Genomic DNA, 13,683 nt, shown 5'->3' with positions numbered 1-13,683 from the left:
TTAAATTCCCTTGATTGTCTTGACTTCATCTCCAGATTCAAAGCCAATCAGGTAATAATTCAGTTTCCCATTTGTTTCTTTTCCTACTACTTCCCACACAGGCTGATCATCATACATCCCTAAAGCAGCTTTTTCGATTTGGATTTCAGGATGGGCCGCAGCAATTGTCTGTTTTGCTTCGTTTTCAGTCAGTCCCTTTGTTTGATCCAATACTTTTACTTTTTCACCAGATTTAGGAATGATAACGGCGATTTCTTTTCCTTTATCATTTGTACCTGTCAGTGAAAAGTATGTCTTCTTTCGAGTAAACCAATAAAAATGATCGGCTTCCTCAAGATTTGCATATTTCTTTGCGATTTCTACTGCTTCTTTCTTCGCCTGCACCGCCGGACGACTGGAACGCAAGTAAAAAATCGAGCTGATCACGATGACCGCTAATAAAAATACGATCAAGCCAAGTAACACGCGATTAATCGTTTTTTCCTTTGTCTGTTTTTTCTTCAAGGGTCGTCGCTCCTTTATCTTCATTCCTTTTCATTATAGCAGATTTTAATTATGAAAAAAAACAGCTCCTCTAACTTCCTTCTTCATTTTTCTTTAAGAATTCATGGATGTCCTGATAGATTTCCTCCATAGCTAGCTCTTTGATCGGTACTTTTTTCGGTAATGCATGGATGATCCGTGCACTATATTTTGCAGTGACTAGTCTTCGATCCAAAATAAGCAATACGCCACGATCTGTCTCCGTCCTTATCAAGCGACCTAATGCTTGGCGTAACTTCAAAGCTGCTTTAGGTACGGATTCCTGGTAAAAAGGATTGATCCCCTCTGATTCTAAATAAGCGTTCCTAGCTTTGACCATCGGGCGAAGCGGATTATCGAAGGGTAAACGTGTGACTACAACGATCTGCAAAGCATCTCCAGGCAAATCTACACCTTCCCAAAAGCTGTCAGCGCCAAACAATACGCTTTTTTCTGACAAAATGAAGCGTTTCAAAAGCTTCTCCCGGCTTCCGCCAAACCCTTGAGCTAGTATTTCTCGTCCTTTTTCTAGCATGGACAGATGCATTTTCTGATAGACCTTCTGCAAAACATCATGAGAAGTGAATAACACAAGTATTGGCCGATCTTCTTGTTCGATCAGACCTGTAAGTGCTGTCTCTAAATAATCGATATATGCTTGATTGCTGACTTGATGGACGGCAGGTGCCTCTTTTGGCACATAGATCCTTGCCTGTTTCTCATAATCATAAGGAGAGGCAATCACTTTAAGAGGTGCTGCTTCAATGCCAAGCCGCTTAGAGAGATAGTGTCGATTAGGGCCGATCTTCAGCGTTCCTCCAATATAAAGAATACGATCATATCGAGGATACCAAACAGTCGACGGCAACATAGCCGCTTGAAAATCATGGAGATGAAAAATCATCTGCTGCGCTGTGTTCCCAGGAACGAACCAATGGATCAAATGATCTCGCCAGTCTTCCAGCCATTGATCCATCAGCAAGTACTGCTTGTCTAATTGATCAAATAAGCTATATAAACTTGCTAAATCGATCCGCATCTGGTTTGTCCAGCTTTCTTGGATAATCTCAAAAGTCAGACGCATTTGTGACTGTAGCTGCTGGATCTCCTGATAAAAAAGCTGCAGGTGATCAATGGCTGTCCCAGATTCCAGTGGCAGCTGATCCAACATCTCTTTTGTCATCATGACTTCTTCTGGATACTGTCCGTTAGGTTGCTTGCCGCTCACTAAACTCATTAATCCTTCTGCCATACAAATCTGTGCTTCGCATAGCGCAGAAAGTTCTTCTCGATAAATCGATAACCAGCGTAAGGCTTCATGTTCTTTCGGTAAATAGCTTTGTATTCGGTCAAACAGCTGATTTGGTTCTTCTAATTGCTGGATTTGTTTATGGAAATAGTTAATACTTAATCGTTTGTCATTTACTTTTTCAGCGATTTCCGGCAAATGATGTACTTCATCGATCAACAAAAATGGACTAGCTGGAAGCAATGGTTCTTTTCGCTGTGTTTCTTGTACTAAAAACGCATGATTGACAATCAAAAAATTACTTTGCCTGATTTTCTTTTGCAAGAAACGAACAAAGTCTTGTTCGTAAAATGACTGATTTCTTGCTAAAAATCCAGTGCCTCTGTGCGCGATATCTGCAAAGAATGAATGGTTTAAATTTGTTAAATGTAATTCATCCAAATCACCGGTCTTCGTTTGCGTCAGCCAAACTAAGACCGCCATTTGATACAAAGCATATTGTTTTTGTTCTGGCGGTTCCACAAGTGTTCCTTTAAATCGCTGCAGGTCGATATAGTGGCGATAGCTTTTGATAATTACAGGTTGTATGGGCTGATCTAGCAATTGATTCAGCAATGGAATGTCTTTTTCTATGATCTGCTGCTGCAAAACTAGCGAAACGGTACTGATGACAGCGGGTTTTTCAGGTGTAGCCAAATAACTCAATGGCAGCAGATAACCGATTGTTTTACCCATTCCTGTAGCTGCTTCGATCATCAAATCTTTTGATTCATCTTTTGTGAAATGGTCGTAGACCGCATTCATCAGTCTGTTCTGTTCTTTTCGATACATCAGTGTTTTACCAAACATTTTTTCTTTTGCTTGTTTTTTTCTTGGATATGTCCGCTCGCCATAATGGACGGATGTGAATAGTTCCACTTCTTTTTTCTGCAAAGCTAGCCCATCGACGATTTCTAATGAGGGATCAAGTGGCTCTGGTTTTTCTTTCATTTCTTCAATCACATGATAAATGAAACGACTCGTATCCATACCTGTGTGTCTACTTAATCGCGCAATCTGCTCTAACGTGATGATTGGCAATTTTCTCATCCGTTCTTCGATCAGCAAAAGAAGTTGACCTGTCACTTCGGCATCACTATCTGCCTGATGAGGATTCTCATGAATAAATCCAAGGCTTTCTGACAAATCAGCTAAGCGAAAGCTTGGTTCCGTCGGCAAGAAAATTTGTGCAAGTTCTACTGTATCGATGCCTGGTATCTTCAAACTAGGAAGTCCGCATCGCATGAGTTCATGGTTCAAAAAATTATAATCAAAATAAATATTATGCGCGACAAATATGGTGTCTGCCAAAAGATTGTAAATCGTTTGGGCGACATCTTCGAAATAAGGCGCTTTTTGGACGCGTTGATTCGTGATCCCTGTTAAATGCTGGATTTGTTTTGAAATCTTCCGCCCTGGATGAATATCGATCGAAAAACGTGAAGTGATCCGACCTGATTCAATCATGACGCAGCCAAATTGGATGATCCGATCTTCTTTTGGATTCGTCCCAGTCGTTTCGATATCAACGACTGCATAAGTTCTTGGTTTCAAAATATCTTCCTCTTCTCCTGCCTCTAATGTTCTTTTGAAATTATACTACAAAGTGCAGAAAAATACTCTCATCGCTTTTTAAAGAAAATAGACAAAAACGCCCAGACACGCAAATGTCTGGGCGTTTATTTTTTAGTATAGGTTAATTAAGCTTTAGTAACGTTTGTTGCTTGAGGTCCGCGTTGGCCTTCTTCAACATCGAAAGTTACTGCTTGGCCTTCTTCTAAAGTTTTGAATCCGTCGCCTTGGATAGCTGAGAAATGAACGAATACATCGTTTCCGTTTTCTGCAGTGATGAATCCAAATCCTTTTTCTGAGTTAAACCATTTTACTGTACCTGTTTCCATAATAAAAATCCTCCTTGTGTATCAACACATATTTTGCAATTACTTGAATGGTGTATATCTGGAAGATGTTTATTTGAAACAAGCTACCACAGATTACCGAACAAAAACTACTCCTATAGTATATCATACCGTTTACAAAAAAGCTAGAGTTTTTCGACTTTTTTATTAAAAAAAGTTTTCTCAGCGATTACATAAAGTGAAAAACCGAACTTTTTTTAAAATAAACGACATATTGTTCAGTTGGTGTTTTTTTGCTCTGATGTTCTTTTTTAAACTAAAAAAATTATTCTTTCTGACTACTTATCGGTTCTGTTTCAACGGTCGAGGCTGGGGAAGATTCTTTAGTAGGTCTGATGTTCTCATGGTATTTCTGATAGCCTATGACAGTTACCAGAAGAACAAGGCAAACCAATACGACCAACGAGATTAGTTTTTCTTTTTTGCTCATATCTATACCTCATAAATAACAGGATGATGTCCATCATATTTCTGAGTATGAGTAAAAGCAAAAGCTGCAGCTGTAGAATGTAAGAAATGCCAGCAACTTTCATAATCACAGGTCGGACAGTACCAAAAGTAACCAAATCTTGGCTGCAAAGACCGTTCTTCTGTTTCAGGAATCGCAGAATCAAGATCTGGTGTCTGTACATAAACATTTTTGTACAGACGTGTGCCTGTAATAGGAGACCGCTGTGTTTCTTCAGCAAAAACTGGCTGACTTGTTAAACTTAGGGATAGAGACAGCAAACACCATAACAGTCTTTTTTTCATAAAGACCTCCTTATCGATAAGTTTTTCCCAATTAAAATCATATCTCAAGAACGCCCGTTATTCACATTTTGTTCATAAATGATGTTTTTTGTATCATAATCGTCAAAAAGAGGTCGTGACCACGTCACAACCTCTTCCTTAAACGGTGTTCAAAAGCTTGCATCTGCGGTAATAAGCCCACCAAACAAAAAATATGAAGAGCTATTTTTGCTTGCTGTTCTTATTACTTGATGCAGAACAGCTTTTTCACAACCTCTCATACACGGTGTTTAATCAGCTGACCTTCGGTATTAGCTCAAAAAACGGCAAAATATGTGAAACTATTTTTCCGTTTGTTTCTCTAATACTCAGGTCAAAACACTGATTTCACAACCTCTTTTAATAACGAAGAATCGCTGTCAGACTCTTTTCATCTGGCGCATCTTTTTGATCCAAAATAAACACTTTTCCGCCATTAATGATCACATCATCTGCTAATGCATTCAACACTTGACGCCGATCATATTCTGTTTCAGGATCTTCACCGAAACCATCAGCTAAGTTTGACGTAGCGATAAATAAATGTGACACTTTTCCTTCTTTCGCAGCTGGAACGATATCAACTAACTGATCGATGAATTTCTTATCTAAGAGTTTATTGTATTCTTTTGATTCTTGAGCTGCGAGTTCACTTGACAGCTTCTTCGCCCCTTCTTCGATATCTCTAAAGGATAGCTGCGCAGGAGAAGCAGAAATCGCAACGTCTGCACAATAATAGGGATTTTTAGCAATTTTTTTGAACATCGTCTGATTTTCTGGTAGAGCAAATAAATAAATCGGCCATTGTTCTGGATTTTCGAAAGAATCCTTCAAGTACGTATCAACTGCTTGGTAATAGTTGACCCAATCGATCTCTACTTCTTCATCTTTTGGATTTACGCCATGGAAAGTTACTCCATCTCGGGCTCCGCCTCCTCCATTAGAAGAGAAGTTCAAACCGCCACCTGTCAGTTCAGATCCCAATGCAGTAACGACATCAACCGGTGCCCCTTCTGGTAGAGATACTTCTTTTACTTGTTTGTTGCTGACTTCATACAATTTCATGGAGTCGCGGTTCAATCCCAATAAATAATAAGAATAGTTGAACTGCCCATTTTTGATAATAGCCAGTAAATAAGGAAGATCACTTACATAGTATTGATCGTCTACCGGGATACTCAAACGATGGATATAGGTTTGGTCAGCAGTTATAATGACCGCTACACTCGTAGTTGCACTACGCCAAAACGAAGGATCTCCTAACAAATTTTCAATTTTTTCTTGGAACGGGGACCAGTCATGTTCGGAATATTTTTTCTCAAAACGTTTCTTTGCTTCTTTCGCAAAATTTTTGAATTTGATCTGATCTTTTTCCACATCTTGATGGGCGACATGCGTATTCAGCATGATCGTGACGAATGGTCCTTTAGCGCCTTCTGAAGTCAATTGTGACAATAATTCTTTATCCTTTTTTGCCATAAACGTACCCCTCCTAAAAAAATCATTCCTTTGTTTCTATCTAAAGTCTACCACAACACTATTTTTCCATACAATAAAACGTATCTAAAAAAATAAAACGGTTTCTACGGTTTTAAATTTAGCTATTTTTTTAAGTTATCTTCATAATTTCCTCAATTATTTAGCCCCAGTCTTCAACTATTCTTCATGAAATGCTGATAAACTAAGAAAAAGAATAAAAGAGGTGGATCTTATGCATTTGATTATGATTTTCAGTTTATTAAGTATTATCAGTTTATTTGCTTTCAGCGCTTCCCGCTTATTAGATGCGGAAACACAGCCTATTCCTGTAAAAGTACGTAAAAACGACCGCTAACCTTCCATAACGTGCGTTCTTATCCTAAAGTTTTTTCAGAAACATTGAAACTCTCTCCCCTCTCTGATAAAATTTTAATTTGTAGCGAAACAAATTAATTACAAGGAGATCGGATATGTCCATAAAAAAAACACGTCTAGTCCTATTATTGGCTAGTCTCATTCTTTGCCTTGCTTCTTTTCTACCAGCTGTTGCTGTGCAAGCTGAAGATACGTTCAAAGTAAATGCAAAAGCAGCTTTTGCTGTAGATGCGCAAAGCGGTAAGATTCTTTATGATCAAGATGGAGAAAAAACCATGGGGATCGCTTCAATCACAAAAATCATCGGTCTTTACATCGTTCTTGATCAAGTAAAAGAAGGAAAACTATCATGGGATGATAAAGTTTCGATTTCAGATTATGCAGAAAATTTGAGTATCACCCCAGATTTATCGAATGTTCCTTTGCATAAAGAAAACACCTACACTGTCAAAGAATTATTCGACTCTGCAATCATCCAGTCAGCCAATGCTTCAATGGTGGCCTTGGCAGAAAAAATCTCTGGCAGCGAAGCTAAATTCACTGAACGAATGAAAGAACAATTGAAAGATTGGGGAATCAAAGATGCAACGATCGTTAATGCATCAGGACTGAATAACTCTTATCTTGGCGAAAACCGACCAGAAGGCACTGGAGAAAACGACGAAAATCAAATGTCTGCTCAAGATGTGGCCATCGTTGCCCGCCATTTGATCTTGGATTTCCCAGAAATACTGGATGTATCAAGTACTACGACCCAAATGTTTGGCGAAAACACGCAATCACCAGTGGAAATGGTCAACTGGAACTGGATGCTCCCAGGATTCGTTAATTACAAGGAAGGCGTGGACGGATTAAAAACTGGTACGACTGAGCTTGCAGGTGCTTGTTTCGTTGGTACGATCACTAAAAACGATCAACGGATCATCACTGTCGTATTGAATGCGGACGGCCATGCGGAAAACCCGAGTGCCCGCTTCAATGAAACAGACCGTTTGATGGACTACTGCTATGACAATTGGTCAGAAAAAGAGCTCGGAAAAGCTAACGCAAGTATTCCTAGCCTAAAAACCATTGATGTAAAAGACGGAAAAGAATCAACAGTTCCTGTTGTGCTTAAAAGCCCTGTAAAAGTATGGGTACGAAACGATATGGATACTGGCAAATTAACGATCACGCCAACACTTGACAAGAAGCAAGTCACTGACAACGAGATCCAAGCACCTATGGATAAAGGTACAAAAATCGGTACCGCTACGATCACCTTGGCAGACGATAAATTAGGCTATTTAGAAGACAACAATGCGCCATCGACAGAGATCATTACGGATAAAACAGTGGAAAAAGCGAATATGTTCGTGATTGGCTGGCGACGCGTCGCAGAATTTTTCGGCAACTTGTTTTAATTGAACAATAAGAAAAGCATCTTTCCATCGGAAAGATGTTTTTTTGCTTTTTCTAGTTTAAATAACAGCTTTTTTCATCTATTTTCGTTATACTGTATAAGAAAAAGGAGTTGAATTTATGAATCTAACCAGAGATCTGATCTTTTTAGTTCTCTATCTTATTGGGGTATTCTCTATCGTTTATTGGCGAAAACAGAAGAAGGATCCTTCCTTGTTCTTTTACGGCAGTACGTGGACATTTACGGTAATCTTAACTTATTTTGTCGTGTTGGAAATTTTTTATTCGACCTTTTATTTTTTGATTCCATTGTTGTTCTTTAGTATCTTTGCTTTTTCTTATTTCACAGAAAAACGAAGGCTGCTGAATGGTCTTTTATTCAATGTTTTCCTCATCAGTTTCGGCATCTACTTGTTTGTCTTGCTGTATGAAACGCAAAATATTTTCCTTGGCGGACTGATCGCCTTGATCACGATTCCATTGCTACTTGTCCTTTTATTTGGTATTTATGGATTGATTGTTTTACTTTTTTGGAACGGGGTCACAGTTTTACGTAGAGAATCGCATTCATTAGCTAATCTTTTAACGTTGATACTAGCCATTTTTCTTACACTGTTTCTTGTTTTTGACTTTTTCTTGTTAAAATATTTGCCGCAATGGATAAATGCTTTGTTTTTCTGCGTTCCCCTGATCTTGATCTATCTATTTATCGTATTCTACAACTTTTTGACTGTCTCATTCTTGTATCAGTTCAACCGGCCTCGATACAATCAAGACTTCATCGTTGTGTTAGGCGCTGGGTTGATCAATGGAGAAACAGTTTCTCCTCTTCTAGCCAAGCGAATCAATAAGGCAATTGCTTTTTATCGGGCTCAAAGCCGTGCTACATTAAATCCGCCCATCTTATTGATGTCTGGTGGGCAAGGAGCAGACGAAAAATTACCAGAGGCCATTGCGATGAAACAATATGCCATGGAACAAGGAATCCCTGAAAGAGACATTCTTGTCGAAACCAATTCGACAACCACTTTGGAGAACATGCTCTATTCAAAGGAAATCATGGATCAGCAAATGAAAGGGCCATACCGCGCGATCTTCAGTTCCAACAATTACCACATTTTTAGAGCCGGTCTTTATGCGCGGCAAGCCAAATTGAAAGCAAATGGTATTGGTGCAAAAACAGCTTTCTACTACTTGCCTAATGCGTTTTTGAGAGAATACATCGCCATCTTGATGATGAACAAAAAAAGACATATGATCATTTGCGGATTGCTTTTCGCAGGCTCCGCATTCTTATCGCTGATTACTTTACTTTTCTAAAAAAACAAGGTGTGACAAAACATATGTCACACCTTGTTTTTTTCTTTCATTCTCTTAACTATTGGCAAAAAGAGTATCCCTTTTTTGACCGCTACTTGCTGAGCAGAATAAATACCGCTGTTGCCTGAACACATAAAGCTGATCAAGCAGATCATAAAGAAGTATACTGCCGCTTGTGAACCGAACAATTCGATCCCCATCACAAAGCAGGCAATCGGTGTATTTGTCGCACCAGAAAATACTCCGATAAAGCCCAATCCTGCAAGAAAAGGAACAGAAACATGGAGCAAAGGCGCTAGTGCTGCACCAAGCGTTGCACCAATTTCAAACAATGGTGTCACTTCTCCCCCTTGATATCCCGCGCCTAAAGACAAAACTGTGAAGAATAACTTCCCAATAAAATCATAGACATGTGCCTGTCCATTAAATGATTCTTGAAGTAACGGAAGACTCAATCCGAGATAACGTTGTGTTTGCAAAATCAATGCTGCTGCCACAACTACAGCTCCACCTATCGTATTTCGCCAAACAGGATGAGGAATCCATTGTGCATATCGCGCTTTTAAAAAGACGATCGAACGGCTGAATACCCAACCAATCAAACCAAAAGCAATCCCAGCAACAAAAACTTTGAAGAACAGCAACATACTCCATTCAGGAATCACACCCATTTGGTAATGTAGATGAGAAACACCATAGCTTTCTGTCATGAAATTTGCAAACAGTGCAGCAAAGAAGCTAGGGAAGATCGCTTCTGTTCGGACTTTCCCGATTGCCAACACTTCTAATCCAAATAATGTTCCAGCTAAAGGTGTGCCAAATACAGAACTAAAACCCGCACTGATTCCACTGATAATCAAGATTTCCCGTTCTGCTTTATCCAATCGGAACAAACGTGCTGTATTATCTGCTAACGATCCCCCCATTTGGACTGCTGTTCCTTCACGGCCAACAGACCCCCCAAATAAATGGGTAGTTATGGTTCCAAACAGTGTAAGTGGAATAAGCCGCAACGGGATTTTTTCTTCTCCACCATTTCCTTGATCGATCACTAAGTTGTTTCCACGACTAGAAAGACCGCCGTGATACGCATAGAGATAAGCAAAAAGCGCACCACTAACTGGTAGTAGATAAAGGAGCCAAGGATGTGATAGTCGGATATCTGTCACAACTGTCAGGCTATTTAAGAAAAAAGCAGACAAGCTCCCCATGAATATACCGAGAATCGCTGTGATCACCAGCCACTTCAGCATGTACACTAAAATGCGCATTGGACTCGGTAATTGTTTTTCCATAAAAAATTCCTCCTCAATAAAAAAACGCCTACTAAAGAAAGGGGCTGTCCCCAGACTTTAGTAGGCGTCATTAGCTATCTTTCGTTAGCATTTAAAGGCGAACACCATCACCTATTCACTTCCATTAAAAGATAGCATATTTTTCTGTAAAAAACAATAAAATTATCGTTCTTTCTTTACACGTTCAGCAAATTCATAGAAAGGAGCCAATTTCGTTAACTGTTGATTACATTGGTCACTATCATGACAAATATAATTCCCCTTTTTCGTATACGTGCCATCAGAACCTGCTTTCGTTGTAGAAAGAAAAAGCGACACATTCGATGTTTTCTGACAGATTGCACAGATTCCCTTATTTATCGTTGGTGATAAAGTACCGCTAATCCCTTTTAATTTTTCATCTTCGTAATAGACCATGAATTTTTTCTGCGTACCTGGATCATTCCAGCCGATGTACGTATGTTCTTGCAAGTCGATTTCATTCCAAGCTGGTTGTTTGAGTTTTTTCACTTTTCGGAATAATTTCTCGATTTGTGGTTTGCTAGGCTGCATAAACGGCTGAACGATTTGCTTCAGCTCCTCCAATGCTCTTTCTGCTTGCGCTTTTGTCAGTTTTACGTCTAAAACTGTCGTTAAAAATGTATCGATTTCTGGCAGTTCGTGATCTAATATGTCTCGAATCTTTTCAGCTGCTAGTGTCTGAACTGTTTGTACCGTTTTTGGATCATTGACAGATGAGTACGCATTTAATAACTGTTCTACTTCTCTTTTTATAAAAAAATATTGGTATGGTTTTATTGTTTGTTCCATGATTTTAAAGTCCTTTCTTCTAACCAAAGTGCATACTTTGTAGAAAAAAGTGATCTTCTGCAAAGTATGTGTTACCTGAAGATCCCGGACTCTTTTAAATAAGATACGTTTTGCATCTTATCATCACCCCCTTTAATGCTTATTCTTCTATGTACATGATTCATTCGATAAATAAAAGTAAACCGTATCTTGAACAGATAGTCAACTACAAACAGAAAAAAGGACTGTGACAAAAGTCGTGTCAAAGTCCCTTGTTTCGAATAAATGGTGTTCAAAAGCTTGCATCTGCGGTAATAAGCCGAAACTTCACAAAAATTTGAGAAGCAATTTTCGTAAATTCCTTCTTATTTCTTGAAGCTGACCACTTCTGTCACAACCTCAATATGGTCTATTATTGGTTTTACCTGTTAAATCGAGGATTCTTTCCCAAAGTAACGTTGCCATCTCTTACGCATACTTGCAGACATGGGCTGAGCCGCTTCTTTGACTGCGCAGTATTTGTCCACGAATGTCACGATATATCCTTCTTTGTACTTAGGCGGTGCTATCGTTGCACCCCACATGTGCTTCAAAATGATATCTCGCTCAAGATCCGACAAATCGGTGATTTTTTCTGCATTCTTTACAGCAATTCTTGGATGGATATACGCATGTGTCCCCTCGTCAAATTTCGTCGTACGCCAATCATAGTAGAACAGATCATGCAAAAGTCCAGCACGCGCTGTTGCTTTAGCATTGCCACCCCATTTTTTTGCGAGCAGATAACTATAGTAAGAAACACTGATGGAATGCTCCAAACGAGTGGAATGAACATGCTGTGTGTAATTCGCTAATTTTTTCACTGCTTCTGTTTCTAAAAGATCTTGTACATAAGACATATATTCTTCGTCTTCACGCCATTTTTCTGTCATAATTATCGATCTGCCACCTTTTTGAATTTCATTTTCTTCTGAAATTGATCTAAGTATACCACCAGTGTTCGGATTATTCTAGTCGCTCTAGATAAAATAGCTAAAGCTTAATAGTTCCTTAATCATAAAGAAAAATGATAAAGAACGATCCCTGCTGCGACTCCGACATTCAATGATTCCGCATTTCCTTTCATTGGGATATATACGTTCTGATCAGTCAAAGACAAGATTTCCTGACTTACTCCCTGACCTTCGTTTCCCATGATTATAGCGAAATCCTCTGTTTTTTCTACTTTGTCTAATGCATGTGCTTCTTCATTTAATTCTGTACCGTACACCGTAAACCCTTTGCCTTTCATTACAGGGATCACTTCTGACAAATCTTTTTGTAACACAGGCAAATGATAATTGCTTCCCTGCATGCTTCGCAGCACCTTTGTACTATAAATATCTGCCGTTCCTTTACCTAATAAAACACCAGCCATACCAAACGCATCTGCCGTACGGATCATCGTTCCCACATTTCCAGGATCCTGTACATTATCTAGTAAAAGCCAGCCTCCTGAAAAATCTGGCGTATCTTCAGATGTTAACGTCATCACTGCTAAGATCCCTTGCGGTGTAGGTAGATCTGACATAGCGGTCATGACCTCATCTGAAACTAGAAAAGTAGAAATCTCTTTGTTTACAGCCAGCCAGTCTCCCCATTCTTTCATACCTCTCTGTGTCACAAAAAGTTCTTTTATTTCTGCATCAGACGACGCAGCTTCTTCGATCAGATGGAACCCTTCCAAAAGATATTCTGCCTTTTCTTCTCTGTATTTCTTTTTATGTAGTTTTTTTAATTCTTTGATTCTTGGATTTTTTGCTGATTGGATCTCTTTCACATTCCTTCACCTCACCTGATTATATCATGGAATAGGTGCTTGAGCTTGTTTCATCCTAAAAAAATCGGTATCATTGATTTATAAAACAGGAAAGAAAGGTGACGAACATGCGCAAAGTTAAAATGAATGTCCAAGGACGTGTCCAGGGCGTGGGATTTCGCTATATGACCAAGATGGTTGCTGATCAGTTAGGCGTGACCGGAACGGTAAAAAACGAAGACGACGGCTCAGTCACAATCGAAGCAATCGGAAATGACGACATCATCCAAAAATTTATCGAAGAAGTCAAGAAGTCTCCGAGCCCAAGTGGACGAGTGCAGTATGTGGATGTCCAAGAAGATCCGATGATTGAGGAACGAAAGAAATTTGATGTGGTGGGATAAGGTTGTGAAAAGGTCGCTTAGTTTTGAGTATTAAGGAAAATTTTGTGAAAATGGCTTTCCACATTTTTGCATAAATTTGACTTAATACCAAGAAATTGACTTTTGAGCACCGTCGATAAGGTTGTTTTTGAGGCACTTTGCCTCAAGTATTAAAGACAGGTAGTAAAAAAGCTGATCTATAACTTGCAATAAATTTGCTTAACCCATATTTTCCAGACAGAACAAAAAAGTTTTTAGTTTTTTAAATAAGAAAGAAACACTTGGAATCACTCTTTTCTTTCTAAGTATTTCTTTCTTGATTTTTTGTCTTTTTTCAAAATTT

The 13,683-nt window shown here is 39.0% G+C and carries 13 protein-coding genes and 1 riboswitch; of the genes, 4 read left to right on the top strand and 9 right to left on the bottom strand.

The annotated features are described in order from the left end of the window. From OS139_RS03775 to OS139_RS03755, 5 genes are all read right to left on the bottom strand, one after another. Positions 1 to 528 (bottom strand): cell wall elongation regulator TseB-like domain-containing protein, encoded by a 528-nt coding sequence (locus OS139_RS03775; RefSeq protein WP_002348809.1) that lies wholly within the window; start codon positions 526 to 528, stop codon positions 1 to 3. A gap of 46 nt (positions 529 to 574) precedes the next feature. Next, entirely contained in the window at positions 575 to 3,364 is a 2,790-nt protein-coding gene (locus tag OS139_RS03770; protein ID WP_002306250.1) for a helicase C-terminal domain-containing protein, read from the bottom strand. Positions 3,365 to 3,510: 146 nt separating this feature from the next. After that, positions 3,511 to 3,711, bottom strand: coding sequence for a cold-shock protein (locus tag OS139_RS03765; RefSeq protein ID WP_002288762.1), 201 nt, complete (start codon positions 3,709 to 3,711; stop codon positions 3,511 to 3,513). Between the two features lie 450 nt (positions 3,712 to 4,161). Further along, on the bottom strand, positions 4,162 to 4,482 hold the full coding sequence (locus tag OS139_RS03760) for a hypothetical protein (RefSeq protein WP_002326721.1): 321 nt from the start codon (positions 4,480 to 4,482) through the stop codon (positions 4,162 to 4,164). Positions 4,483 to 4,860: 378 nt separating this feature from the next. Next, positions 4,861 to 5,979: a baeRF6 domain-containing protein gene (locus OS139_RS03755; RefSeq protein ID WP_002294874.1), complete on the bottom strand. Its 1,119-nt coding sequence runs from the start codon at positions 5,977 to 5,979 to the stop codon at positions 4,861 to 4,863. A gap of 232 nt (positions 5,980 to 6,211) precedes the next feature. Between OS139_RS03755 and OS139_RS03750 the strand changes: the two genes are divergently transcribed. From OS139_RS03750 to OS139_RS03740, 3 genes are all read left to right on the top strand, one after another. After that, on the top strand, positions 6,212 to 6,334 hold the full coding sequence (locus tag OS139_RS03750; RefSeq protein WP_002296297.1) for a hypothetical protein: 123 nt from the start codon (positions 6,212 to 6,214) through the stop codon (positions 6,332 to 6,334). Between the two features lie 115 nt (positions 6,335 to 6,449). After that, positions 6,450 to 7,757, top strand: a complete 1,308-nt coding sequence (locus tag OS139_RS03745; protein WP_002302201.1) for a serine hydrolase — start codon at positions 6,450 to 6,452, stop codon at positions 7,755 to 7,757. A 118-nt stretch (positions 7,758 to 7,875) separates the two neighbouring features. After that, entirely contained in the window at positions 7,876 to 9,075 is a 1,200-nt protein-coding gene (locus OS139_RS03740; protein ID WP_002331532.1) for a YdcF family protein, read from the top strand. 26 nt (positions 9,076 to 9,101) lie between these two features. On the opposite strand, the gene OS139_RS03735 is transcribed toward OS139_RS03740, so the two are convergent. The 4 genes from OS139_RS03735 to OS139_RS03720 all read right to left on the bottom strand — a co-directional run bounded on the left by OS139_RS03735 (position 9,102) and on the right by OS139_RS03720 (position 12,978). Then, a complete protein-coding gene (locus OS139_RS03735) occupies positions 9,102 to 10,370 on the bottom strand; it encodes a voltage-gated chloride channel family protein (protein ID WP_002331533.1) in 1,269 nt (422 codons plus the stop codon). A gap of 54 nt (positions 10,371 to 10,424) precedes the next feature. Next, positions 10,425 to 10,491, bottom strand: a riboswitch (Fluoride riboswitch). A gap of 41 nt (positions 10,492 to 10,532) precedes the next feature. Further along, positions 10,533 to 11,180 (bottom strand): FusB/FusC family EF-G-binding protein, encoded by a 648-nt coding sequence (locus OS139_RS03730; protein ID WP_325066803.1) that lies wholly within the window; start codon positions 11,178 to 11,180, stop codon positions 10,533 to 10,535. Between the two features lie 407 nt (positions 11,181 to 11,587). Beyond that, positions 11,588 to 12,091 (bottom strand): HD domain-containing protein, encoded by a 504-nt coding sequence (locus OS139_RS03725; protein WP_002289559.1) that lies wholly within the window; start codon positions 12,089 to 12,091, stop codon positions 11,588 to 11,590. A gap of 122 nt (positions 12,092 to 12,213) precedes the next feature. After that, entirely contained in the window at positions 12,214 to 12,978 is a 765-nt protein-coding gene (locus OS139_RS03720; RefSeq protein WP_002331534.1) for a TrmH family RNA methyltransferase, read from the bottom strand. 107 nt (positions 12,979 to 13,085) lie between these two features. On the opposite strand from OS139_RS03720, the gene OS139_RS03715 reads away from it, so the two are divergent. After that, entirely contained in the window at positions 13,086 to 13,361 is a 276-nt protein-coding gene (locus OS139_RS03715; protein WP_002289551.1) for an acylphosphatase, read from the top strand. Positions 13,362 to 13,683: the final 322 nt, after the last annotated feature.

Origin of the sequence: Enterococcus sp. E4-223 (assembly GCF_035727065.1) — a bacterium.
Classification (GTDB): domain Bacteria; phylum Bacillota; class Bacilli; order Lactobacillales; family Enterococcaceae; genus Enterococcus_B; species Enterococcus_B faecium.
This window is presented reverse-complemented; position numbering and strand designations above follow the sequence as displayed.

What these genes read in the sequence shown, in the direction of transcription:
- OS139_RS03775 (WP_002348809.1), bottom strand. Translation starts at nt 528, where the DNA reads ATGAAGATAAAGGAGCGACGACCCTTGAAGAAAAAACAGACAAAGGAA.
- OS139_RS03765 (WP_002288762.1), bottom strand. Translation starts at nt 3,711, where the DNA reads ATGGAAACAGGTACAGTAAAATGGTTTAACTCAGAAAAAGGATTTGGA.
- OS139_RS03760 (WP_002326721.1), bottom strand. Translation starts at nt 4,482, where the DNA reads ATGAAAAAAAGACTGTTATGGTGTTTGCTGTCTCTATCCCTAAGTTTA.
- OS139_RS03755 (WP_002294874.1), bottom strand. Translation starts at nt 5,979, where the DNA reads ATGGCAAAAAAGGATAAAGAATTATTGTCACAATTGACTTCAGAAGGC.
- OS139_RS03750 (WP_002296297.1), top strand. Translation starts at nt 6,212, where the DNA reads ATGCATTTGATTATGATTTTCAGTTTATTAAGTATTATCAGTTTATTT.
- OS139_RS03745 (WP_002302201.1), top strand. Translation starts at nt 6,450, where the DNA reads ATGTCCATAAAAAAAACACGTCTAGTCCTATTATTGGCTAGTCTCATT.
- OS139_RS03740 (WP_002331532.1), top strand. Translation starts at nt 7,876, where the DNA reads ATGAATCTAACCAGAGATCTGATCTTTTTAGTTCTCTATCTTATTGGG.
- OS139_RS03735 (WP_002331533.1), bottom strand. Translation starts at nt 10,370, where the DNA reads ATGGAAAAACAATTACCGAGTCCAATGCGCATTTTAGTGTACATGCTG.
- OS139_RS03730 (WP_325066803.1), bottom strand. Translation starts at nt 11,180, where the DNA reads ATGGAACAAACAATAAAACCATACCAATATTTTTTTATAAAAAGAGAA.
- OS139_RS03725 (WP_002289559.1), bottom strand. Translation starts at nt 12,091, where the DNA reads ATGACAGAAAAATGGCGTGAAGACGAAGAATATATGTCTTATGTACAA.
- OS139_RS03715 (WP_002289551.1), top strand. Translation starts at nt 13,086, where the DNA reads ATGCGCAAAGTTAAAATGAATGTCCAAGGACGTGTCCAGGGCGTGGGA.